Source organism: Euzebyella marina (genome assembly GCF_003687485.1).
Classification (GTDB): Bacteria; Bacteroidota; Bacteroidia; order Flavobacteriales; family Flavobacteriaceae; genus Euzebyella; species Euzebyella marina.
The window spans coordinates 3,594,062-3,615,012 of the sequence record NZ_CP032050.1 but is presented as its reverse complement, the minus strand read 5'-3'; the positions used below and the strand labels follow the sequence as shown (position 1 = coordinate 3,615,012).

Below are 20,951 nucleotides of genomic sequence, written 5' to 3'. Positions count from 1 at the left end.
GCAACCTTTACATTAAAGGTTGCCGTTCTGCCACAAAGAAGGTTCTGGCTTCTATTCTTCGGTCAGTACCCATTCACCTTTTTCGATGAGCGGTTCTGCCTGTTTGTATTTTACGGTTTTACTTTCACCTGACATTACATTTTTTATGGTAACCCGATCGTTGCGGCCTATTTTAGGGCGTTCTCTAGTGATAGTTTCCGTTATCTGTGGTCTTTGACCTTGTGTTTGACCTGCGGCCCGGTTTCGCGCAGCCAGTTCATCACTATTAGGAATTTCTTCTTTACTGGTCTGAAGGTTTTCTTTTGGCTTACGTACATTACGTGCTTCCTGAATTTCATTAGGGTTGCCACTTGGCAATTCTCCTTTGAAAAGGAAAGAAACCACTTCTCTGTTCACCTTATCGATCATCCCTTTAAAAAGTTCAAAAGCCTCGAACTTATAGATCAAAAGAGGGTCTTTTTGCTCATGAACGGCCAATTGTACTGATTGCTTGAGCTCATCCATCTTACGCAAATGAGTTTTCCATGAATCATCGATAATGGCAAGGGTAATATTCTTTTCAAAATCGTTGATCAATTGCTTTCCATTTGATTCGTAGGCACCTTGAAGGTCCGTTACCACATTCAATGTTTTGATTCCGTCAGTAAACGGAACAACGATTCGCTCAAACTTATTCGAGTTGTCTTCGTATACTTTTTTGATTACCGGGAAAGCTGTGGAAGCATTTCGCTCCATCTTTTCTAGGTAATGCTGATAGGCAGAATCGTAGACTTTCAAAGCAATGTCTTGAACTCCTATTTTATTGAATTCCTCCTCTGTTATAGGAGAGGTAATCGAAAAGTATTTGATAAGCTCAAACTCAAAATTCTTATAATCACCTGCCGCCTTATTTGTTTCGGTAATGGTTTCGCATGTATCGAACACCATGTTCGCAATATCAACTTTTAATCGCTCACCTTGAAGGGCATGACGCCTTCTTTTATAAACAACTTCACGTTGGGCGTTCATCACATCATCATATTCTAGAAGACGCTTACGTACTCCAAAATTGTTTTCCTCGACTTTCTTTTGCGCTCTTTCAATTGATTTGGTCATCATTGAGTGCTGAATGACCTCACCTTCTTCTAGGCCCATCTTATCCATCATTTTGGCAACCCTATCAGAACCGAACAAGCGCATAAGGTTATCTTCTAAAGAAACGTAGAACTGAGACATTCCTGGATCACCCTGTCTACCGGAACGACCACGAAGCTGTCTGTCTACACGTCTAGAATCATGTCTCTCGGTACCGATGATTGCCAAACCACCTGCTTTTTTAACACTGTCGGTCAATTTAATATCGGTACCACGACCCGCCATGTTGGTGGCGATGGTAACAACACCTGATTTACCGGCTTCTGCCACTACATCGGCTTCTTTTTTATGCAGTTTCGCGTTCAGAACATTGTGGTTGACCTTTCTAATGGTCAACATTCTAGACAACAATTCTGATATTTCAACGGAAGTAGTACCTATCAGAATCGGTCTACCAGCTTCAGAAAGCTTGGTAACCTCTTCGATAATGGCATTATATTTTTCCCTTTTTGTTTTGTAAATAAGGTCGTTTCTATCTTCACGGGCAATGGGGCGGTTGGTCGGAATTTCCATTACGTCCAACTTGTATATTTCCCAGAACTCACCAGCTTCGGTAACTGCCGTACCGGTCATACCTGCCAGTTTCTTGTACATTCTAAAGTAGTTCTGCAAAGTAACGGTAGCAAATGTCTGGGTAAGAGCTTCGATCTTTACATTCTCTTTTGCCTCGATTGCCTGGTGTAGACCATCTGAGTAACGTCTACCGTCCATAATACGGCCGGTTTGCTCATCAACGATCATTACTTTATTATCCATAACCACATACTCTACATCCTTTTCAAAAAGGGTATAGGCCTTCAATAACTGGGTCATGGTATGAATGCGTTCACTCTTAACGCCAAATTCTTTAAAAAGCTCTTCTTTAAGCTCTGCTTCTTTTTCGACTTCTAGATCTTGGCTTTCTATTTTGGCAATTTCGGCTCCTATATCGGGCATTACGAAGAAATCACGGTCTTGGGCCCCAGAAATGTAATCGACCCCTTTATCGGTCAATTCAATTTGATTGTTCTTTTCATCGATTACGAATAAAAGATCTTCATCAACCTTCGGCATTTCACGGTTGTTGTCTTGCATATAAAAACTCTCTGTTTTCTGCAATAACTGTTTGATGCCTTCTTCACTTAAAAACTTAATAAGTGCTTTGTTTTTTGGAAGTCCGCGATAGACCCTTAACAATAAGAACCCGCCTTCTTTGGTATCTCCGGATGCAATCAACTTTTTGGCTTCTGCCAAAACGCCTGTTAAGTGTTGGCGTTGTTTGTTGACTATATCGCTTACTTTAGGTCTAAGTTCATTGAATTCGTGTCTATCGCCTTCAGGAACAGGCCCGGAAATAATCAACGGTGTTCTGGCGTCATCGATCAACACTGAGTCTACCTCATCAACAATGGCAAAATGGTGTGGCCTTTGTACCAAATCTTTAGGGGTATGGGCCATATTATCACGTAGGTAGTCAAAACCGAATTCGTTGTTGGTACCATAAGTAATATCTGCATTGTAGGCAGCCCTTCTGCCTGCTGAATTAGGTCTGTGGTGGTCGATACAATCTACCGAGAGACCATGAAATTCAAAAATGGGGGCCATCCAGGCACTATCCCTTTTTGCCAGATAATCGTTTACGGTTACCAAATGCGAACCATGACCGGCCAATGCGTTTAAGTAGAGGGGTAGGGTAGCTACCAACGTTTTACCTTCCCCTGTTTGCATTTCGGCAATCTTTCCTTGGTGAAGTGCAATACCGCCTATGAGCTGTACATCGTAGTGAACCATGTCCCAAGTTACTTCTTTACCTGCCGCATCCCAAGAATTGTTCCAAATGGCCTTGTCGTCATCTAGCGTAACATAACTTTTGGTACCCGATAAGTGTCTGTCAAATTCTGAAGCGGTAACCGTTAAGGTAGAATTGTTGGCAAAACGTTTTGCGGTTTCTTTGACTACGGCAAAGGCTACAGGTAAGATGTCGTTGAGCGTTTTTTCGGTAATAGTGTAGGCTTCTTCTTTTAGTTTATCGATTTCTGAATATAGCTCTTCGTTCTTATCGATATCTTCTGAAACCTTTACCTCTTCTTCAAGAGCATTTATTTTTGCGGTTATCTCGCTAATGTCTTCTGCGATCTTCAACTTAAAGGTATTGGTCTTGTCTCTAAGTTCATCAAGACTGATACCCTCCAGTTCTTTTTCAAAAGATTTTATTTTATCAAGTATAGGTTGTAGTTCTTTAACGTCTTTCTTCGACTTATCACCTACGAATATTTTCAGTACCGAATTTAAAATGCTCATTTTATTCTTTTTATGATGAAATACTAATGGAGCCACCCATTGGTAATATATCTTTTCATTTGTGCTCTAAGGTTCTCAAAAGCTATTCCACTAATGGGATAATGGAGAAATCAGTAGTTCGACTGCCAAAATTACAGAGAACTTGCAACCTTATATGCCATGTGGGGCGAATTTAACAAATTGTGACCTAAGAAATTCTTTTATTTTGAAGGATTATTGCGCCATTCGAAAAGGAAAGTCAACAACCAAAAAAAGCCCCTAAACGGAGCTTTTTATATTAGTTTCTTGGAAAGGGATTAATACTCATCCTCGTTCCAGAGATAGTCTTCTTCAGTAGGATAATCAGGCCAGATCTCTTCGATAGATTCGTAAATTTCACCGCCTTCCTCTTCCATGGACTGCAAGTTTTCGACGACCTCTAAAGGCGCACCGGTACGGATCGAGTAATCAATCAACTCATCTTTGGTGGCCGGCCATGGTGCATCGCTCAAATAAGATGCTAGTTCTAATGTCCAGTACATTGTAATAAATCGGTTTTAAAATTTTTGCAAAAATAAATTTTCTGAATTCATAGCCAAGTAAAATGACCATTTTGTCAGCAATATTTTTGATTTAATAGTTTGATAACGAAGAAATAATCAAATTATTAGAAAATAACAAATTATTCAAGGCTTAATCTCAAAGTTTCCCATGAATGAATAAATATTCTTTTTTAGGGAATCCATTTTACTTCTTCTGCTTTCAATTGTTGCGACAATTTTCGTGCCAGTACAAATAAATAGTCGCTCAACCGATTCAAAAATGACAGAACTAAATTATTTAATGGTTCTTTTTCGTGAAGTAGAGTGCACATTCTTTCTGCCCTTCTGCAAACCGTTCGGGCTATGTGACAGTATGACACAGAAGTATGACCCCCTGGAAGTATAAAATGGGTCATGGGCGACAGCGTTTCGTTCATTTGGTCGATTTCGCTTTCCAGTAAGTCAAGAATACTATCGTTCAACTCAGGAATAGACATTCGATTTACTTTTTTTGAAGACTCTTTTTCTGGGTCTACGGCAAGTAATGAGCCTACCACAAATAGCTCATTTTGAATTTTGACCAACACCTCTTTAAATTCTTTGCTTGCCTCTTGGTCTCTAATGAGGCCCAACCACGAATTTAGCTCATCAATGGTACCATAGCTCTCTATGCGCACATGATGTTTTTTTACCCTAGTGCCCCCAATCAAGGCAGTAGTGCCCCTGTCGCCGGTCTTTGTGTAAATTTTCATAAGCTTTTATTGATTGAACGCGAATCGAAAGAGTGAAGGGTTGTTATGGAGTGCTTTTACTGTTCGGTATCTTCTGTTTTTTCCTTTCGTTTGTAACCTTCCATGAATTTACGTGACTTTCTCTTTTTACCCTGTCTTTTATTGGTCATTGATATGAGCAAATAGACCACCGCAACGATACCAAGTATGTAATAAATAGTATTATTTCCCATTTTACTGAAATAGGTCTAAAATTAACGGATTAAATTCGAATCTTAAAATGCTCCTCAACTTGTTCCTTTCTGAAAAATACCGTTCCGCAATAGAACATATCAACTGTAACGGTGACCTCAGATAGTTCTTTTAAACGGTTCCATAGTTCAATGGCTTCCATATTTGAGTAAATATCGTTGATCAAAATTATCGAATGATGATTCAAAGAGCCCAGCTTTTCGGAAAAAAGCTCATCAAAGCTTCTCTGGGTCAACGTATCTACATAGATCAATTCAGGATTTAAATCCCCAATACTAATATTCGGAAAATGTTTTTTTACGGATGAAGAGGTCAAAGAATTAGCTCGGTAAATATTCAGACGATTGACTTTGAAATAATCTAAATTTTTAAGAAGAACGTTTAAAGTCTTGTTACTGCCATAACTCTTTTTGGAATACAGGCACTGTGTAACGTAGGCAAATACAAAAGGAGAATGCACCCCATGTTGATTGGTCGAGCGGGCTATGAATCTGATATATTTTAAAAACTTGAACAAAAATATTCCGGACTTATATTATTCTTCGAGTAGGGCAGAGAGTTCGAACCACCGTTCTGTCTTTTCCTCAATTGTATCGATTACCTCTTGCAGCTTGATGCTAAGTTGGTCAATCTCATCTCCTGACAGGCTAGGGTCGGTAAATTGATTTTGAACCTCAACTTTTTCTTTTTCAAGTTTTTCTATCTCTTTCTCGAGGTTCTTGAACTCCTTTTGTTCAAGATAAGAAAGGCCTGTTTTATTGGTCTTAGGCTGATTTTCAGAATTATTTTTAGCTTCCTTATTGGCTAAAGCTTTTTCTTGACGCTCTTCTATGATTTTACTGTCTTCATAAGCCCTGAAATCGGAGTAATTACCGGGAAAGTCTTCAACGATAGCGTCGCCTCTAAAGACAAATAAATGGTCGACTATCTTATCCATAAAATAACGATCGTGCGATACCACTATCAAACAACCCGGAAAATCTAATAAGAAGCTCTCCAAAACGTTCAAGGTGACAATATCGAGATCGTTGGTCGGCTCATCAAGAATTAGAAAATTGGGGTTCTGTATCAAAACCGTACAGAGGTACAAACGCTTACGCTCACCGCCACTCAGTTTTTCAACAAAATCATATTGTTTTTTCCGGTCAAAAAGAAAACGCTCGAGTAATTGCTGCGCTGAGATTTGGCGTCCTTTTTTTAAGGGTATGTAGTCACCAAAATCTCGAATTACGTCTATTACTTTCTGGCCTTCTTTTACATGAATGCCCTTTTGTGTGTAATAGCCGAATTTTATAGTATCGCCGATAACAACTTTACCGGCATCAGGTTCGTCGGTACCTGTAATAATATTGAGAAAGGTCGATTTTCCGGTTCCGTTTTTCCCGATAATACCAACTCGTTCGCCCTTCTTAAATGTGTAATTGAATTGATCTAAAATGGGTTTTTCGGGATAGGACTTCGAAATTTTATGAATCTCAAGGATTTTACTCCCCATACGCTCCATATTGATTTCGAGCTGTATTTCATGGTCTTTTCTTCTCTGTCCGGCCTTTTCTTTAATCACCTTAAAATCGTCAATTCTAGATTTTGATTTGGTGGTTCGGGCTTTCGGCTGCCTTCTCATCCACTCCAGTTCTTTTTTGAAAAGACGTTGTGACTTATGTTGCTCTACCGCTACCTGTTCAATTCGGGCTTCTTTTTTTTCTAAGTAATAAGAATAGTTGCCTTTATAAGAAAATAATTGCTGGTCATCTAATTCTAGTATCTCATTACAAACACGCTCTAAAAAATAACGATCGTGCGTAACCATGAACAGGCTCATGTTTTCTTTGGCAAAATATTCTTCTAACCATTCAATCATTTCAAGGTCAAGATGGTTGGTCGGCTCATCAAGAACCAATAGGTCAGGTTTGTTGATTAGGGCATTGGCCAACGCCAAGCGTTTCTTTTGGCCACCGGACAGTAAACCTACTTTAGCATCCAATCTTTCAAGTTTTAACTTAAAGAGTATTTGCTTATAAAGGGTTTCAAAGTCCCACGCGTTAAAGCGCTCCATTGCTTCAAAAGCTGCTTGGTATTTTTCTGCCTCTTCGGGGTTTTCCAATGCCTTTTCATAGGCATGTATTACCTGAAGAATTTCATTGTCAGATGCGAAAATTGTTTCCTCGACAGTCAATTTGGGGTCGAGATTAGGCTCCTGGTCAAGAAAACTGACCCTGATGCCTTTTCTGAAGTTTACTTGACCGCTATCGGGGGTGTCGCTACCCGACATAATGTTTAGAATCGAGGTCTTCCCCGTTCCATTTTTGGCAATCAATGCAATCTTTTGGCCCTTGTTAATGCCAAAAGACAAGTCGGTGAACAAAACCCGTTCGCCGTACGATTTTGATATGTTTTCTACCGTTAAGAGGTTCATGCTAAGCTAACAAAGGTTTTTTATAAGACCAGAACAAAAATAGGTATCGAGCTGCCAAGGCCAACCATACCAACATAAGTAAGGGCGAAAATATTTGTAGACCGACCAACCATATGAACATACTCGCAACAATCAATCCCAACGAGAAAAGAGCATATTTGGCTACCCAATTAGGCCCTCTCTTTCTGGCGACTACAAAAGCAACAAATAAGTGTGCCGGAAAAGCCCAGATAATGTTAAAGTTGCCCGCGGTTTGGGTGTGGTCGGTAAAGAACCAAAGAAAGATGACACCAAGGCCTATGATTCCGGGTATAAAAAATAAAATGAAATCTAGCCAGCGTCTGCGGGTATTGTATTTAAAGTCGATGAAAGTGAGCAGTAAAACAGCGATTAAAAAGATGGTCAGCCAAAAGCCTGGTGAGAGCAAAAAGATGGATGAGCTATCTGTTTTTTGAGGCTCAAAAAGGCTTTCCGGTCCGGAGGTAAAAACCTCATTGTCAAGGGTCGAAACCTCTAATTGCTTCATAGTATAATAGGGCAAGAACATGTGTTCGTAGGGTGTTGCCGTATCATCTATCACCGAACCCAAAGCTAAATCAATGCCAAAGCCTAACCAACTATTAACGGGTACATTGTGCCTGATCAGTTGGCGATGGGTGAACTGTTCGTTTAAATAATCGTCTTTGAATGCAAGTTTTTCACCGTACGATTGTTTTAGAACATCCCAAATCTTTGTCGAACAATTATTAAAGAAAAAATCATACTTATAGTCTCTATTCTGGGGCAGGTAGTTCGTTTCCAAGAGGTTGAAGAGCTCTTGTTTTTCTGGCAAGCCTATTTTCAAGATTTGCTCTTTTACCCAGCGGTTCTCTTCTTCGTAGCTCAGTAAAAAGTACGGAAAACTCTGCCGAGTCAAGGTATAATCAAGTTTGCCGCGGGCAAATTTTAGGGTAAAGTTAGGGGTGGTAAAATCAAACGTACCATAATTATAAACTACATCAATACCCTGAGAACTGTCTTTAATTCGAATGGCGCTGTGGCCAAATTTGGAATAAATCTCATCTCCGGCACCACAGGTAATGATGCTAATTTGGGCTTGAGGAGTCAGTTCTACTTTTTGGCAATACGCAGAAAAGCTAATAACCGATAAAAATAGGAAGAGTACTTTTTTCAATGGCTTTCTGATTACAGCTATTATTTTGGGCAAATATCCGAATAAATTATGGTCTGACCTGATTGAAGTGAAATTGTATTATTTTTACGCAAATCCTTCGACTTTATGAAAAAATACATTCCCAATCTTATCACTCTTTTAAACGTTTTTTGTGGATGTATCGCTGCTGTTTTTGCTGTTTTGAATGAACTCGAAATGGCCGCGATTTTCGTTTTTTTGGGGATATTTTTTGATTTTTTTGATGGTTTGGCCGCAAGATTACTCAAGGTTCAAAGCGAATTGGGAGTGCAGTTGGATTCTTTGGCCGACATGATTACGAGCGGCTTGGTTCCGGGCATTGTCATGTTTCAGCTTTTGGGAATGTCAATGACAGGTGGTTGGAATGCCGGCACTTTGTTGGAAGCAGACCCGTCTAACCATTCTTTTAAGGCAATTCTTCACCCCTTACCATTACTGGGGTTCATAATTACATTGGCTTCAGCCTATCGTCTCGCCAAGTTCAATATTGATGAAAATCAGGTTTCTTCGTTTATCGGGTTGCCTACACCTGCCAACACCCTTTTGATTCTTTCATTACCCTTGATACTTTACAACCATAACAATGAAGTTCTCAGCTCGATAATTCTAAATCAATGGTTTTTAATAGGACTCACTATTTTGAGTGCCTACCTTTTAAATTCGAAAATTGAGTTGTTTGCCTTGAAATTTAAAAATTGGAGTTTTAAAGATAATGGGCTGCGCTATATATTCATTGCCATTAGCTTGGTGTTGCTAGTTACCTTAGAATTTTTGGCAGTACCTTTTATAATTGCATTTTATATCATCACCTCGGTGGTAACGACTTTAAGAGATAAAACGAAGAAGGCTTAGAAGTCAAGCTTCTTTTTGCGAAGTTCAAAGTTTTGACCCAGGTACACTTTTCTGACCATTTCATCGGCAGCAAGATCTTCTGGCACACCGGATTTTAAAATTCCACCTTCGAACATCAGATATGAACGCTCGGTAATGGCCAGCGTTTCTTGAACGTTGTGGTCGGTTATGAGAATTCCGATGTTTTTGTTCTTGAGCTGAGCAACGATTCTTTGAATGTCTTCTACCGCTACAGGGTCTACACCGGCAAATGGCTCATCTAACAAAATAAATTTGGGATCCGTAGCCAAGGCACGAGCGATTTCGGTTCTTCTTCTTTCACCACCTGAAAGCAAATCGCCCCTGTTTTTACGAATATGGCCCAAACCGAACTCTTCGATGAGCGATTCCATTTTCATCAATTGCTCTTTCTTGCTCAATTTGGTCAGCTGTAGAACACTCAGAATATTTTTTTCGATGCTCAGTTTTCTAAAGACCGAAGCTTCTTGTGCCAGATAACCGATGCCATTTTGTGCCCTTTTGTACATAGGGTACTTGGTAATATCGGTGCCATCAAGGTAGATGTTTCCACCATTAGGTTTTACCAGGCCCACAATCATGTAGAACGAGGTAGTCTTACCTGCGCCGTTAGGCCCTAAGAGACCAATGATTTCCCCTTGATTTACTTCAAGCGATATGCCCTTGACCACTTTACGGCCCCGGTAGGATTTCATTATGTTTTCAGCACGCAGTTTCATCTTTGTAATTCTTTTTCAAAATAAAAGCCTCCTTTTTCTCTCTATCCCAAAGAAACAGGAAACTTTTAATTCTTGATAGGGTTTACATTTTCTTTAACCCTTTTTTCTTAAGTCTTTCTTCGTTCTTGGCCTCTTTTTTCAGAACGTATCCTGAAATGTAAATACTTATTTGATAGAGTATCAATACCGGTACGGCTACAATTATTTGGCTCGCTACATCCGGCGGCGTTATTACAGCTGACAAGATTAGAACTATTACCAAGGCAATTTTACGGTACTTCTTCATGATTTCAGGGGTAATTAGACCCACTTTGGTCAAAAAGAAAATAATAATCGGTAATTCGAATAAGATACCGCATGCAATTACTGCAGAGCGTACAGTGCCAATATAACTATCGATGTCGAATTCATTAAGTATATCGGGGCTTACTTGATAGGTTCCTAAGAAGTTGATTGATAGTGGTGCGACTACATAGTAACCAAAAAGAACGCCCATGAAAAAGAGAAGCGAGGCAACAAAAATAAATCCTCTTGAGTGTTTCCGTTCTTTTTCATACAATCCTGGACTGATGAATTTCCACAACTCATAAAGAATATAAGGGAAGCCAATTATGAATCCTGCCCAAATAGAGGTCCAAATATGCATCGAAAATTGAGCTGACATTTGCCTACTCTGTATTGAAAAGGGCAATTTATCGGCACAAAAGGCAGAGTCAAAACCCAAAGAGGTAGCGATGTCGCAAAACAACTTATAAGTGGGAAAATTCATTTTTGAAGGGCCGAAAATGACCGTGTCAAAAATGAAGCTTTTCATTAAGAAAGCGACACTGCCAATAATGACCACAGCTATGGTAGATCTTATGAGATGCCACCTTAATTCTTCTAGGTGGTCTAAAAACGACATTTCGTCGGGGGTCTTCGTATTTTGTTTAGCCATTATAGTATGCCTTCTTTTATCAAATTGTGCAAATGTACAACACCGACGTATTTATTACCATCTACAGCCAATAATTGTGAAATACCATTCTTTTGAATGATTTTAGTGGCTTCTACGGCCAGCACTTTAGATGATATGGTCTTTGGGTTGCTGGTCATGATATCTTTGGCAATAAGGCCGCTAATGTTATCATACTTATTCAACATTCGCCTGATATCGCCGTCGGTAATGATGCCGACCAAATTACCGTTTTCTGTAACGGCAGTGGCTCCCAACATCTTTTGCGAAATTTCTACAATAACCTCTTTGACACCTGCACTTATATCAACTTCCGGTCTTTGGTTGTTTAGAACGATCTCTTCGACTTTTAGGTACAATCTTTTTCCCAAGGCACCTCCGGGATGGTATTTGGCGAAGTCTTTACTGGTAAAACCTTTTATTTTCAATAGCGAAATGGCCAAAGCATCGCCAACGACCATCTGTGCAGTAGTACTGGTAGTCGGTGCGAGGTTGTTGGGGCATGCCTCTTTTTCCACATAGGTATTGAGCCTATGGTCCGCTTCTAAAGCGAGGTACGACTCTAAATTTCCCGTCATGGCGATCAATTTGTTATTGCCTCTTTTAATTAACGGTACCAATAATTTTATTTCGGCGGTATTGCCGCTGTTGGAAATACAGATAACCACATCGTTTTCCTGAATGGTGCCAAGGTCACCGTGAATGGCATCGGCAGCATGCATAAATATGGCTGGGGTTCCAGTGCTGTTTAGGGTCGCAACAATCTTAGAGGCAATGATGGCACTTTTGCCAACACCGGTTACGACTACTCTTCCATGACAATTTAAGATGCAATCGACCGTATCGGAGAACTCTGAGTCTAAAAGAGTGGCCAAGTTCAATATGGCGGCACCCTCCATTTCAATAGTTTTTTTTGCAATCGAAAGAGAAACTTTTGTATCGCTCAAATTATGGTCAATGTTAGAAGGTTGTTAACTTTGCGCGCCATTTGACGCATAAAAGTGCACTTTTCCTAAAACTATCCAAAAACACAGGAGTTTAGAAAAGATTGTTTTATATTTAAGATTACAAAATTACAAAACTAAGTAGAGGGTAATCCATTTTGCCCGGTAAATTATTTGGATCAAACCTTAATTCCCCCATTCAAGAAAAATGAATTCTCAAAAATTGTTTTTCAACCCACAATATTTTATAAAATTATATGGCTAGCGACAGACCCGTCATTAACGATAGTGAACTGCACTCGGCATTAAAGAAGTATTTTGGCTTCTCTGAGTTCAAGGGACTGCAAAAAGACGTGGTCAATAGTATTTTGCAAGGCGATAATACTTTTGCCATTATGCCCACAGGAGGCGGAAAGTCCCTTTGTTATCAACTTCCTGCATTGATGCAAGAAGGCACGGCTATAGTGGTCTCACCACTGATTGCCCTAATGAAGAATCAGGTAGACGCCATTCGAGGTATTTCAGACCAGAACGGTATTGCCCACGTATTAAATTCTTCATTGACAAAAACAGAGGTCAAACAGGTAAAGCAAGATATAGTTGAAGGTGTTACCAAATTACTTTATGTAGCGCCCGAATCACTTACAAAAGAAGACTACGTCGAATTTCTGCAAAGCGTAAAGCTGTCTTTTATTGCGGTAGATGAGGCCCATTGTATATCGGAATGGGGCCACGATTTTAGACCGGAATATAGAAATCTGAGAACCATAGTAAATAGGCTTGATGACAGTATTCCTGTTATTGCGCTTACTGCTACCGCTACGCCTAAAGTTCAAGAAGATATCATTAAAAACCTTGGTATAACAGGGGCCAGGTCATTTAAGGCTTCCTTTAACAGGGCCAACCTTTTTTATGAGGTTCGGCCTAAAACTGCCAATGTTGATTCAGACATTATCCGTTTTGTGAAAAAAAACGAGGGTAAGTCTGGCATTATCTACTGTCTTAGTAGAAAAAGGGTTGAGGAATTGGCTCAGGTACTTCAGGTGAACGGTGTCAGTGCGGTACCTTATCATGCCGGTTTCGATGCCAAAACCCGTTCGAAATATCAAGACATGTTCTTGATGGAGGATGTTGATGTAGTGGTGGCAACGATTGCCTTCGGAATGGGAATTGACAAACCCGATGTTCGGTTTGTAATACATCATGATATTCCTAAAAGTATAGAAAGCTATTACCAAGAAACAGGGCGCGCAGGCCGCGATGGTGGCGAAGGCCACTGCTTGGCATTTTATGCTTATAAAGACATAGAGAAACTAGAGAAATTTATGTCTAATAAGCCGGTAGCAGAGCAAGAAATTGGTAATGCACTTTTGCAAGAAGTAGTTGCCTATGCCGAGACTTCCATGTCAAGAAGAAAATTCATGCTCCATTATTTTGGGGAAGAATTTGATGAGGTGAATGGTGACGGGGCGGATATGGATGACAACTCCCGCAACCCCAAAGAAAAGGTAGAGGCAAAAGAGGATGTGACCAAAGTTCTCGAGGTTATTCAAGGAACTAACGAGAAGTTCAAGAGCAAAGAGGTGGTCAAGACACTGACCGGAAAGGTAAACGCCTTGATATCATCCCATAAAACCGATGAGAAGTCGGTATTCGGTATCGGTTCCGATAAGGGAAAAGAGCATTGGATGGCCTTGATCCGACAAATGATTGTTGCGGGACTGATCAAAAAAGAAATTGAACAATACGGTATTCTACATGTGACCGATAAGGGCAAAGGATTTTTAAATGCTCCTGAATCGTTCATGATGACCAAAGATCATACATATAGTTCGGAAGAGAGTGATTCGATTGTAGGCGTGGCGAAAGGGGCCGTGGCAGATGATAAGTTGATCAAACAATTGCGAGACCTTAGAAAGTTGCAAGCCAAGAAGCTAGGTGTGCCTCCTTTTGTGGTGTTTCAAGACCCATCTTTAGAAGATATGGCGATGAAGTATCCTGTAAGCCTAAAAGAGCTTAACAACATAAATGGGGTAGGAGAGGGTAAAGCCAAAAAGTACGGAAAGCCATTTGTCGATTTTATAGCTGCCTATGTTGAGGAAAATGATATCGTACGACCAGATGACCTCGTGGTTAAAAGTACGGGGGCAAATTCTGCGCTTAAATTGTACATCATTCAAAATGTAGACCGAAAATTGCCGCTGAACGATATCGCTGATGCAAAAGGGCTGGAAATTCCCGAACTCATTAAAGAAATGGAACAAATAGTCTACAGTGGTACCAAGCTGAATATCGATTATTGGATAGATGAGATTTTGGATGAAGACCAGCAAGAAGAGATTCATGATTATTTTCTAGAGGCTGAAACCGATAATCTTGAGGAAGCAATGAAAGAGTTTGATGGAGACTATGAAGATGAAGAGCTCAGGCTATACCGGCTTAAGTTTATTAGCGAAGTAGCCAATTAGGTGCTTTGCTGCAAGAAACAAGAAAGAGCCCCGATATTCGGGGCTTTTTATATTTGGAATTCCATCGATTCAATCTCCATTTCTATTCATATGAATTTTGAAAGAAAGGGTTGAATTTATCAGCTTTAAATTACTACTTCTTGAGATATCTGAAATAAGGTCAGAGCCTAGCTGAGATTCAATCCGTCTAGGACTTCAATAGCGCACACAAGTTTTAATCGACTGCTTTTTCCAACAGTTGAAGTGTCATTTGGTTGGCATTAAGTTGTGCTTTTATGCCAATAGGAAATATAAAGTTGTTCTCCACATGGCCAAAACTCATACCGTAAACCGCAGGAATACCCAAGGGTTTGATTCTATCGAGAATTACTTCTTTTAAAGAAAATGAGAGCGGATTGGTCGACTCGTTGCAACCCGCACAAACACCAAAAGCAATACCCGAGGCATTTTTAAACGTTTTACCTTCAATTAATTGGGTGAGCATCCTATCGATGCGATAAGGGGCTTCTTCAACATCTTCAATACAAACGATAGCATTTGTGAAATCTAGTTCATGTGGGGTGCCTATCAAAGCATTGATGAGGGTTAGACTGCCTCCAACTATTTTTCCATGGGCAGTTCCAGATGTAATTGTGTAGCGTTCGTATTCAGGGTCAATTTTCTTCTTGGCATCAAGATCAACATTTTCGATTAGTAGTTTGTTCTTTGCCTTCATAACAACATTTTTTAAATACTCTATGCTATAAGAGTCATCTAATGTGCTACCTACGGGTCCGTGAAAAGTAATCAACCCTGTTTCCTTATAAATACCATTCAATAAGGCTGTAACATCACTGAAACCGATGAGAACCTTCGGATTGTTCTTTATATTATTATAATCGATTTTTGACATAATTCGAGTGCACCCGTAGCCGCCTCTGGCACATAATATGGCATCGATTTTGTCATTGGCGAACATCTCGTTTAAATCTTTGGCCCGTTCTTCATCGGTGTTGCTGAAATAGCCATGATTGCCTACAATTCTAGAAGTATGATAAGGTTTGAGTCCTATTTTCTCCAAGGTTTTTATCGCATTTTCCAAGACTTCCGGCTTAACCGCATAGCCCGGTGCGATAAGACCAATGGTGTCACCTTTTTTTATTCTTTTAGGAAGAATTTTAAAATCGTTATCAGCAATTGCTTCTGAAAATAGTTTCTGTGGAAAGAGTAAAGTACTAGAGGCCGCAGCGGCGGCTCCCATAAATTTTCTTCTATCAATCATTATCAGCTTTTTATTGGGATAGGAAGTTACACAGAATAAAAAAATCGGCCTAAGCCGATTTTAAAATTTGTTAATGAGTTTTAGGGTATGGATGCCCCACCGCTAGAATTGGCCCTTCTAAGTTGTCGTTGAATTTTTTTAATGGCCGATTCAATTGATTTTTCGGGTTCTATAATGTTATACTCGCCCCAAAAATCAGGGTCGGCAAAACCAATGGCTTCATCGCTCAGAATAATGGAGGTTTTAATTCGGTCTTTCAATTTAGGATAATCGGCCGCCATATTCTTTTTCCAGTCGGTAACTGCCATTTCGCAGGTCATAGTGTATACTGAATTGAACAAGCGCCGATCCCAATCAACTTTAAATTCTAAAAGCACGTTGCTATACCCATAGTACCATCGTCCGTTCTTTTCGCGGTAATCGACCCGATAGGCAACTTCATTGGGCCAAACCCTTGCGTTCGCCGGTTTTCGCCTTACAAATAACCTTGAGGCAGTTTCTTTATCAGTAATGTTCAAACTATATATAGCACTTGTGAGTATCTTATTCTCGGCGTCTATGTACAATTTGCCTTTATATAGCGGGTCGGCTATATAGGGTTTTTGTGAAAAATCGATCACATAAATCAAACGGTCATTGACCCGGGTCGATCTGTCGAACCTAAAATCGTAATAGCCGATAGATTCGTTAGAAAAAATATACTCGGGATATTTCATAATGTCTACAAAAAGCGCATTAAAAGGCCCCCCTTGTAACTTCAGGGCAATGGTGTCTAGCTTATCATAGTCGGTACTTTTTCTGGCCTTATATAGTTTTACCCCATCTTGTTTTAAAGAGGTATAAGGCGTTTTATAAATATTTACGACCGCTTCGGAAAGCGAAACATTTTTTCTTCTTTTCTTAATGGTTTCCCGATAGAACGCGGTCATTAAAGTTGGGTCATCAAAATAGTTTTCCCCTTTTTTCTTTAAGGTCTCCCGCACCAAGGCTTCGGCGTCCTTCGGCACACTTACATTGATCTCTGAAAGTTCGGTAATCGAAATATCCATTGTAATTCGGTTGTTGCCATCTTTCAATTGCGCTAAAGGAATTGTCTTTGTCTTATACCCTAAAAATGCCACGATAATATTTGCATTGGCCATTTCTTCCGGCACTTTTAGAGAGAACTCGCCTTCGGTGTTGGTAATAGTGCTGATATTGGTGTTTTCGACCATTAGAGAAGCAAAAACCAAAGGTTTTCTGTTATCGGAGTCAACTACCTCTCCTTTGAAAAGAACATAATCGGCCTCTTCTTGAATATCGTCTTGAAAAAAGGCCGAGCTTTTTTCAGACCCTATGACCAGAGCAAAAAGTAAAATAAAAAATACCGTTACTCTGGATTTTTTTGAGTTGATTGAGAATTGCGGTAACATGTTGAATGAATTATGAGTGTTGAGTCTACTCTAAGTTACTAATTTTTAACCATGTAGGATGTTAAAAATTGCTTTTTCCGCAAGGTTGTTGAGTATGGGGCCACCCTCTAGTATTGAAGGTGTTAGTCGTGGGTTTTGGCAGAAGAAGAGACTAGCTTGTTTATTTCTTTGAGTTCGGTAGCGGTAAGGTCTCTCCATTTTCCGACTGGAACGTCTAATTTTACGTTCATAATGCGAATGCGCTTTAGCCGAGTAACCCTATAATCTAAATACTCGCACATGCGCCGTATTTGGCGGTTAAGGCCTTGGGTCAAAATAATTTTGAATTCGAAATTGCTGATCTGTTCCACTTTACATTTTCTTGTAACGGTATCAAGAATTGGGACGCCATTACTCATCTTATTTAGAAAGTCTTTTGTTATAGGTCGATTAACGGTAACTAAATATTCTTTCTCGTGATGATTTCTGGCACGCAAAATTTTATTCACGATATCTCCATCGTTGGTCAAAAAAATGAGTCCCTCACTTGGCTTGTCCAACCTACCGATGGGAAAAATTCTTTTAGGATAATTGATGAAATCGATGATGTTGTCTTTTTCGACACGCGTATCGGTAGTGCAAACGATGCCTATAGGCTTGTTAAAAGCAAGGTAGACCGGTTTCTCTTCGGGTTCGTTTATCAATTTTCCATCAACCCGCACATCGTCACCTTCACTTATTTTCGTTCCCATTTCAGGCACTTTTCCGTTAATGGTAACCCTGCCTTGCTCAATAAGTTTATCGGCCGCTCTTCTTGAGCAATAACCGACCTCGCTAAGGTATTTGTTGATGCGTGTCTGTTTTGGTTCTTGCACTACTGATTTTTTAAGGGTACAAAGTTATGGCTTTCCGAACAAAGAACTAATCGATCAGTAGCAAGACTAATGGGGTAATTAAGTACTCAAGATTTATGAGGTTGCGATGCGAAGTCTTTATGTAAGGCGCTTTATTTTTTTAATTCACAAAAGTGCCATAGAACGCCTGAGGGGTCGTGCAAGAAAATTTCCCGTCCGTAATCGAAATTCTTGATCTTGGTAAATTTGACCGTACTAAATCGACTTCTTAAGTTTTTGGACCTTAGATAGTCATAATAGGCATCTAAATCTTCCATTTCCAAAAGAACCATTGAATTGTCTATCCAATCTTTCACATAATAATCTTGCAGATAGAAAGAAAGATGGTCGTTGACAATAAATAAGCTCATTTTGTCACTTATAACTCTCTCCTCAAAGTCAAGAGATTGATAAAAGAGCCTAGATTCTTCAAAATTGTGGGCCCCGATAAACGTTCTTATACTTTTTACCTTATCGTACATTTTTACATATTTACGAAAATGTGACCTGCAAGTGGTTCATTGGTAAGGTCGTTCTCGGTTTCATTTAAAAGAATGCCGTGTTCTACATAGGCCTTTAGATTGGCCATCCAGAAAGTCCATCCGTTGCTACAGCCATTGTAAATGTTCATTTTACTTTTCTCATCTGTCGGAATATCATATTGATTTAAGGTGAGTAGAATAAAAGAATTCACTTCCTTAAGTTTGATGGATACTTTACAACTTCCCGCGAATGAAAATTCAAGATGGTCGACACCATTGGCAAATAAAATTTGACCTTTCTCTTGACCGTTCCAATTATGCCATTCCCAAACATAGTTGTCGCCCTCTTGAACAGGCTCGTCCATCTTTCTGATTTCGCCTTCTTTTGTTGCATATTGAGCGCTACTTAGAAACCAAGTGCAAATACCTTCTTTAGTTGCCCAGCACCAATAAAGCTTTTTCAAAGAGCTTTTCAGGTAGATTTTTTTGGTAAACGATTCAAAAGTCAAATTGCCCATAGTTGCCAAGGTTTTGAGTTTTACAGTAAAATCGAATTTATTTTTTCCGGCTTAGTTCAAGTTGGTATAGCTGTCTGCCCAACTCTGCCAAAAAAGGAATGCCTACCTCTTCGTATTCATAATCATTGTCATTAAAAATACCATTTTTATTGACCAAAATGGTAGCGGTAATCAAGAAATCAACTTGGTTATTCAAATCTTTTATATAGGCGCAATCGGTCAAAGTACCGTAAGCAAAACCTACTTTATTGTAGATTTCAATGTGATCCGGAATATTTTCTTTCGTATCTCCGTACATAAAGAATTTGCAATAACCATCGTAGTAGGTTTTTGGATCGTAACCCACCTTTCTTGGTACCGTGTGCATTGCTTTCAGTAAAGCAGAGCTTTGTTCTTCCGAAAGATGAAATTGTTCCGACGTTTCGAACACATCAGGAAAAATTACCCGTTTTAAGACCTCATGTTGGGTACTGATAGGATAATAATTCTTGAAACTGAAATCATAAGGTTCTTCAATGAGATTTTCCTCATCGTAGTATCCATTACCCTTTTTTATTTTATCTAAATTCAATTGCTCAGGTGCTGTATTGATAGTAGATGGCAGTTGGGTCGTGGTACTGTCGTTCTCATAGATGACCAGTGGTTTTGTAGCCAGATCTTCTGAATGGTACCCCAAGCGATGGGCGATTCGAACAGGAGCAATTTTTTTGGCCTTTAGGGTAGAATTGATGTAATCTTGGCCCATGAATTCAACCAAACGGTTGTTGGCGTCGTTATCGCTCACAGCAAAAATTTCGGAAATCGTTTTTAAAAAAGTAGTTTCTACCGAGTCTCCTTCTATATAAAAACGAGTGTTCATCTGAATCGAATTCAATTCGTTCAGTTTTTCCAAAGCCAGAACGGCAATCGGAAACTTTACCGTACTGGCGGGGTAAAAATATTGATTGTCGTTAACCTGAAAGTCATAATCTTTAAAGGTTACACCTTGTTCAGTTCTATTGATTTGGGTGTATCTTATTTGTACTTCAAATTGTTCCAGACTGTCAATGACCCTTTTGATTTCAGGTTGTTCTGAACTGAGAACATGCAACAAGGGATCTTCAATCGTTTTGGTCGGTTTGCATGTCAGAAACACAACACTGATGATAAAGATAAGGCTTCTAATGTTCATAGGCCTTATTCTTCATAGATTTCACCACGATGAGGCCGAAGGGCATCGCGTATGGCTTTCATTTCGTTCTCTGTCACCACCATGTAGGCAATACTATGCATTTCATTTAATTGCTGGTGACCTGTAATATCAAGTTCTGTTTTTTCAACTGCGATAAATTCTTTTAAGTGGATTACGTGATGTTCTGCCGTTTTTTCTGCTGCCGGCCCTCTAAAATCCCAAATCATTTTTATTTTCCTCTCCATCTCTCTATTTTATTTTGATACCGAAATTCTGTCTTCGGCAAAGGCCTTGAAGTCTTTCATGTATTTAAGTGTTTGCTTTTTAAAAGCGCCTGGCATTAAGAAGCCCATGGTCTTCATCATGAGTCCCGAAAATTGAAATTCGGTTTCGCAGATCCACTGTGTGCTATGCCCATCAATATCCTGAAAATAATTTTTTTGAATGTTATGCACATTTTTGGCATCGTAAGTGGCGTGAAATTCAAAAGGGAAATTATTTTTTAAAATAGTTTCGATCAAGACCATTTCCCTGTTTTTCATTTTATAGGTCAGTTCCATTTTCGCCCCTTCGCTTCCCGGTTTTCCTGATAGAAATTCGAACGAAAGAAGGCCTTCCTGCCAATGCTTCATGTTATCTGCATTATCCATTTTTGTAATGAAAACTTGGCGAGGTACATTTACCCTAATTTCTGTCGTATATTTCATTGTGAATATTTGTATCGTAAGTATTCAGGTCTGGCTTTGGAATTGA

20 protein-coding genes are annotated in these 20,951 nt (G+C 39.5%); 2 read left to right on the top strand and 18 right to left on the bottom strand.

What is annotated here, in order from left to right; genetic code table 11:
• Nucleotides 1-51: 51 nt before the first annotated feature.
• From secA to D1013_RS15410, 7 genes are all read right to left on the bottom strand, one after another.
• Entirely contained in the window at nucleotides 52-3,414 is a 3,363-nt protein-coding gene (secA, locus tag D1013_RS15435; protein ID WP_121849683.1) for a preprotein translocase subunit SecA, read from the bottom strand.
• Nucleotides 3,415-3,710: 296 nt separating this feature from the next.
• Entirely contained in the window at nucleotides 3,711-3,935 is a 225-nt protein-coding gene (locus D1013_RS15430; RefSeq protein WP_013994285.1) for a DUF2795 domain-containing protein, read from the bottom strand.
• Nucleotides 3,936-4,126: 191 nt separating this feature from the next.
• Nucleotides 4,127-4,687, bottom strand: a complete 561-nt coding sequence (locus D1013_RS15425) for a cob(I)yrinic acid a,c-diamide adenosyltransferase (protein ID WP_121849682.1) — start codon at nucleotides 4,685-4,687, stop codon at nucleotides 4,127-4,129.
• A gap of 56 nt (nucleotides 4,688-4,743) precedes the next feature.
• On the bottom strand, nucleotides 4,744-4,899 hold the full coding sequence (locus D1013_RS20420; RefSeq protein ID WP_162987922.1) for a hypothetical protein: 156 nt from the start codon (nucleotides 4,897-4,899) through the stop codon (nucleotides 4,744-4,746).
• 29 nt (nucleotides 4,900-4,928) lie between these two features.
• Complete coding sequence (locus D1013_RS15420) at nucleotides 4,929-5,435, bottom strand: hypothetical protein (protein ID WP_121849681.1); 507 nt, start codon at nucleotides 5,433-5,435, stop codon at nucleotides 4,929-4,931.
• Between the two features lie 18 nt (nucleotides 5,436-5,453).
• The gene (locus D1013_RS15415; RefSeq protein ID WP_121849680.1) at nucleotides 5,454-7,334 is read right to left on the bottom strand and encodes an ABC-F family ATP-binding cassette domain-containing protein; all 1,881 of its coding nucleotides are present in this window, start codon (nucleotides 7,332-7,334) and stop codon (nucleotides 5,454-5,456) included.
• Between the two features lies 1 nt (nucleotide 7,335).
• Nucleotides 7,336-8,541, bottom strand: coding sequence for a lipoprotein N-acyltransferase Lnb domain-containing protein (locus D1013_RS15410; protein WP_225621534.1), 1,206 nt, complete (start codon nucleotides 8,539-8,541; stop codon nucleotides 7,336-7,338).
• A 72-nt stretch (nucleotides 8,542-8,613) separates the two neighbouring features.
• Here D1013_RS15410 and D1013_RS15405 point away from each other — a divergent pair, with 72 nt between their 5' ends.
• The gene (locus tag D1013_RS15405) at nucleotides 8,614-9,378 is read left to right on the top strand and encodes a CDP-alcohol phosphatidyltransferase family protein (protein ID WP_121849679.1); all 765 of its coding nucleotides are present in this window, start codon (nucleotides 8,614-8,616) and stop codon (nucleotides 9,376-9,378) included.
• Here D1013_RS15405 and lptB read toward each other — a convergent pair.
• The 3 genes from lptB to D1013_RS15390 form a co-directional block, all read right to left on the bottom strand.
• Entirely contained in the window at nucleotides 9,375-10,115 is a 741-nt protein-coding gene (gene lptB, locus D1013_RS15400) for an LPS export ABC transporter ATP-binding protein (protein WP_121849678.1), read from the bottom strand. The two genes, D1013_RS15405 and lptB, sit on opposite strands and share 4 nt — an antisense overlap.
• Nucleotides 10,116-10,197: 82 nt before the next feature.
• Nucleotides 10,198-11,052, bottom strand: a complete 855-nt coding sequence (tatC, locus tag D1013_RS15395) for a twin-arginine translocase subunit TatC (RefSeq protein WP_121849677.1) — start codon at nucleotides 11,050-11,052, stop codon at nucleotides 10,198-10,200.
• The gene (locus D1013_RS15390) at nucleotides 11,052-12,017 is read right to left on the bottom strand and encodes a KpsF/GutQ family sugar-phosphate isomerase (protein WP_225621533.1); all 966 of its coding nucleotides are present in this window, start codon (nucleotides 12,015-12,017) and stop codon (nucleotides 11,052-11,054) included. Before D1013_RS15390 ends, tatC begins: the two co-directional genes overlap by 1 nt.
• Before the next feature lie 254 nt (nucleotides 12,018-12,271).
• Here D1013_RS15390 and recQ point away from each other — a divergent pair, with 254 nt between their 5' ends.
• On the top strand, nucleotides 12,272-14,482 hold the full coding sequence (recQ, locus tag D1013_RS15385; RefSeq protein ID WP_121849676.1) for a DNA helicase RecQ: 2,211 nt from the start codon (nucleotides 12,272-12,274) through the stop codon (nucleotides 14,480-14,482).
• A gap of 214 nt (nucleotides 14,483-14,696) precedes the next feature.
• On the opposite strand, the gene D1013_RS15380 is transcribed toward recQ, so the two are convergent.
• The 8 genes from D1013_RS15380 to D1013_RS15345 all read right to left on the bottom strand — a co-directional run bounded on the left by D1013_RS15380 (nucleotide 14,697) and on the right by D1013_RS15345 (nucleotide 20,905).
• A complete protein-coding gene (locus D1013_RS15380) occupies nucleotides 14,697-15,743 on the bottom strand; it encodes a S66 peptidase family protein (protein ID WP_121849675.1) in 1,047 nt (348 codons plus the stop codon).
• Between the two features lie 80 nt (nucleotides 15,744-15,823).
• Nucleotides 15,824-17,155: a carboxypeptidase-like regulatory domain-containing protein gene (locus tag D1013_RS15375; protein ID WP_121849674.1), complete on the bottom strand. Its 1,332-nt coding sequence runs from the start codon at nucleotides 17,153-17,155 to the stop codon at nucleotides 15,824-15,826.
• 122 nt (nucleotides 17,156-17,277) lie between these two features.
• Nucleotides 17,278-18,009, bottom strand: coding sequence for a 23S rRNA pseudouridine(2604) synthase RluF (gene rluF, locus D1013_RS15370; protein ID WP_121849673.1), 732 nt, complete (start codon nucleotides 18,007-18,009; stop codon nucleotides 17,278-17,280).
• Nucleotides 18,010-18,140: 131 nt separating this feature from the next.
• Entirely contained in the window at nucleotides 18,141-18,509 is a 369-nt protein-coding gene (locus tag D1013_RS15365; RefSeq protein ID WP_121849672.1) for a VOC family protein, read from the bottom strand.
• A gap of 2 nt (nucleotides 18,510-18,511) precedes the next feature.
• Nucleotides 18,512-19,027, bottom strand: coding sequence for an SRPBCC family protein (locus D1013_RS15360; protein WP_121849671.1), 516 nt, complete (start codon nucleotides 19,025-19,027; stop codon nucleotides 18,512-18,514).
• Between the two features lie 37 nt (nucleotides 19,028-19,064).
• Complete coding sequence (locus D1013_RS15355; protein ID WP_121849670.1) at nucleotides 19,065-20,198, bottom strand: serine hydrolase; 1,134 nt, start codon at nucleotides 20,196-20,198, stop codon at nucleotides 19,065-19,067.
• 5 nt (nucleotides 20,199-20,203) lie between these two features.
• Complete coding sequence (locus tag D1013_RS15350) at nucleotides 20,204-20,443, bottom strand: hypothetical protein (protein ID WP_121849669.1); 240 nt, start codon at nucleotides 20,441-20,443, stop codon at nucleotides 20,204-20,206.
• 9 nt (nucleotides 20,444-20,452) lie between these two features.
• Nucleotides 20,453-20,905: an SRPBCC family protein gene (locus D1013_RS15345; RefSeq protein WP_121849668.1), complete on the bottom strand. Its 453-nt coding sequence runs from the start codon at nucleotides 20,903-20,905 to the stop codon at nucleotides 20,453-20,455.
• Nucleotides 20,906-20,951 lie beyond the last annotated feature (46 nt).

Coding starts and splice junctions, on each gene's coding strand:
- D1013_RS15360 (WP_121849671.1), bottom strand. CDS start 19,027: ATGGGCAATTTGACTTTTGAATCGTTTACCAAAAAAATCTACCTGAAA.
- D1013_RS15415 (WP_121849680.1), bottom strand. CDS start 7,334: ATGAACCTCTTAACGGTAGAAAACATATCAAAATCGTACGGCGAACGG.
- recQ (WP_121849676.1), top strand. CDS start 12,272: ATGGCTAGCGACAGACCCGTCATTAACGATAGTGAACTGCACTCGGCA.
- D1013_RS15380 (WP_121849675.1), bottom strand. CDS start 15,743: ATGATTGATAGAAGAAAATTTATGGGAGCCGCCGCTGCGGCCTCTAGT.
- D1013_RS15345 (WP_121849668.1), bottom strand. CDS start 20,905: ATGAAATATACGACAGAAATTAGGGTAAATGTACCTCGCCAAGTTTTC.
- D1013_RS15430 (WP_013994285.1), bottom strand. CDS start 3,935: ATGTACTGGACATTAGAACTAGCATCTTATTTGAGCGATGCACCATGG.
- D1013_RS15355 (WP_121849670.1), bottom strand. CDS start 20,198: ATGAACATTAGAAGCCTTATCTTTATCATCAGTGTTGTGTTTCTGACA.
- D1013_RS15365 (WP_121849672.1), bottom strand. CDS start 18,509: ATGTACGATAAGGTAAAAAGTATAAGAACGTTTATCGGGGCCCACAAT.
- D1013_RS15375 (WP_121849674.1), bottom strand. CDS start 17,155: ATGTTACCGCAATTCTCAATCAACTCAAAAAAATCCAGAGTAACGGTA.
- D1013_RS15405 (WP_121849679.1), top strand. CDS start 8,614: ATGAAAAAATACATTCCCAATCTTATCACTCTTTTAAACGTTTTTTGT.
- lptB (WP_121849678.1), bottom strand. CDS start 10,115: ATGAAACTGCGTGCTGAAAACATAATGAAATCCTACCGGGGCCGTAAA.
- D1013_RS20420 (WP_162987922.1), bottom strand. CDS start 4,899: ATGGGAAATAATACTATTTATTACATACTTGGTATCGTTGCGGTGGTC.
- D1013_RS15425 (WP_121849682.1), bottom strand. CDS start 4,687: ATGAAAATTTACACAAAGACCGGCGACAGGGGCACTACTGCCTTGATT.
- tatC (WP_121849677.1), bottom strand. CDS start 11,052: ATGGCTAAACAAAATACGAAGACCCCCGACGAAATGTCGTTTTTAGAC.
- D1013_RS15350 (WP_121849669.1), bottom strand. CDS start 20,443: ATGGAGAGGAAAATAAAAATGATTTGGGATTTTAGAGGGCCGGCAGCA.
- secA (WP_121849683.1), bottom strand. CDS start 3,414: ATGAGCATTTTAAATTCGGTACTGAAAATATTCGTAGGTGATAAGTCG.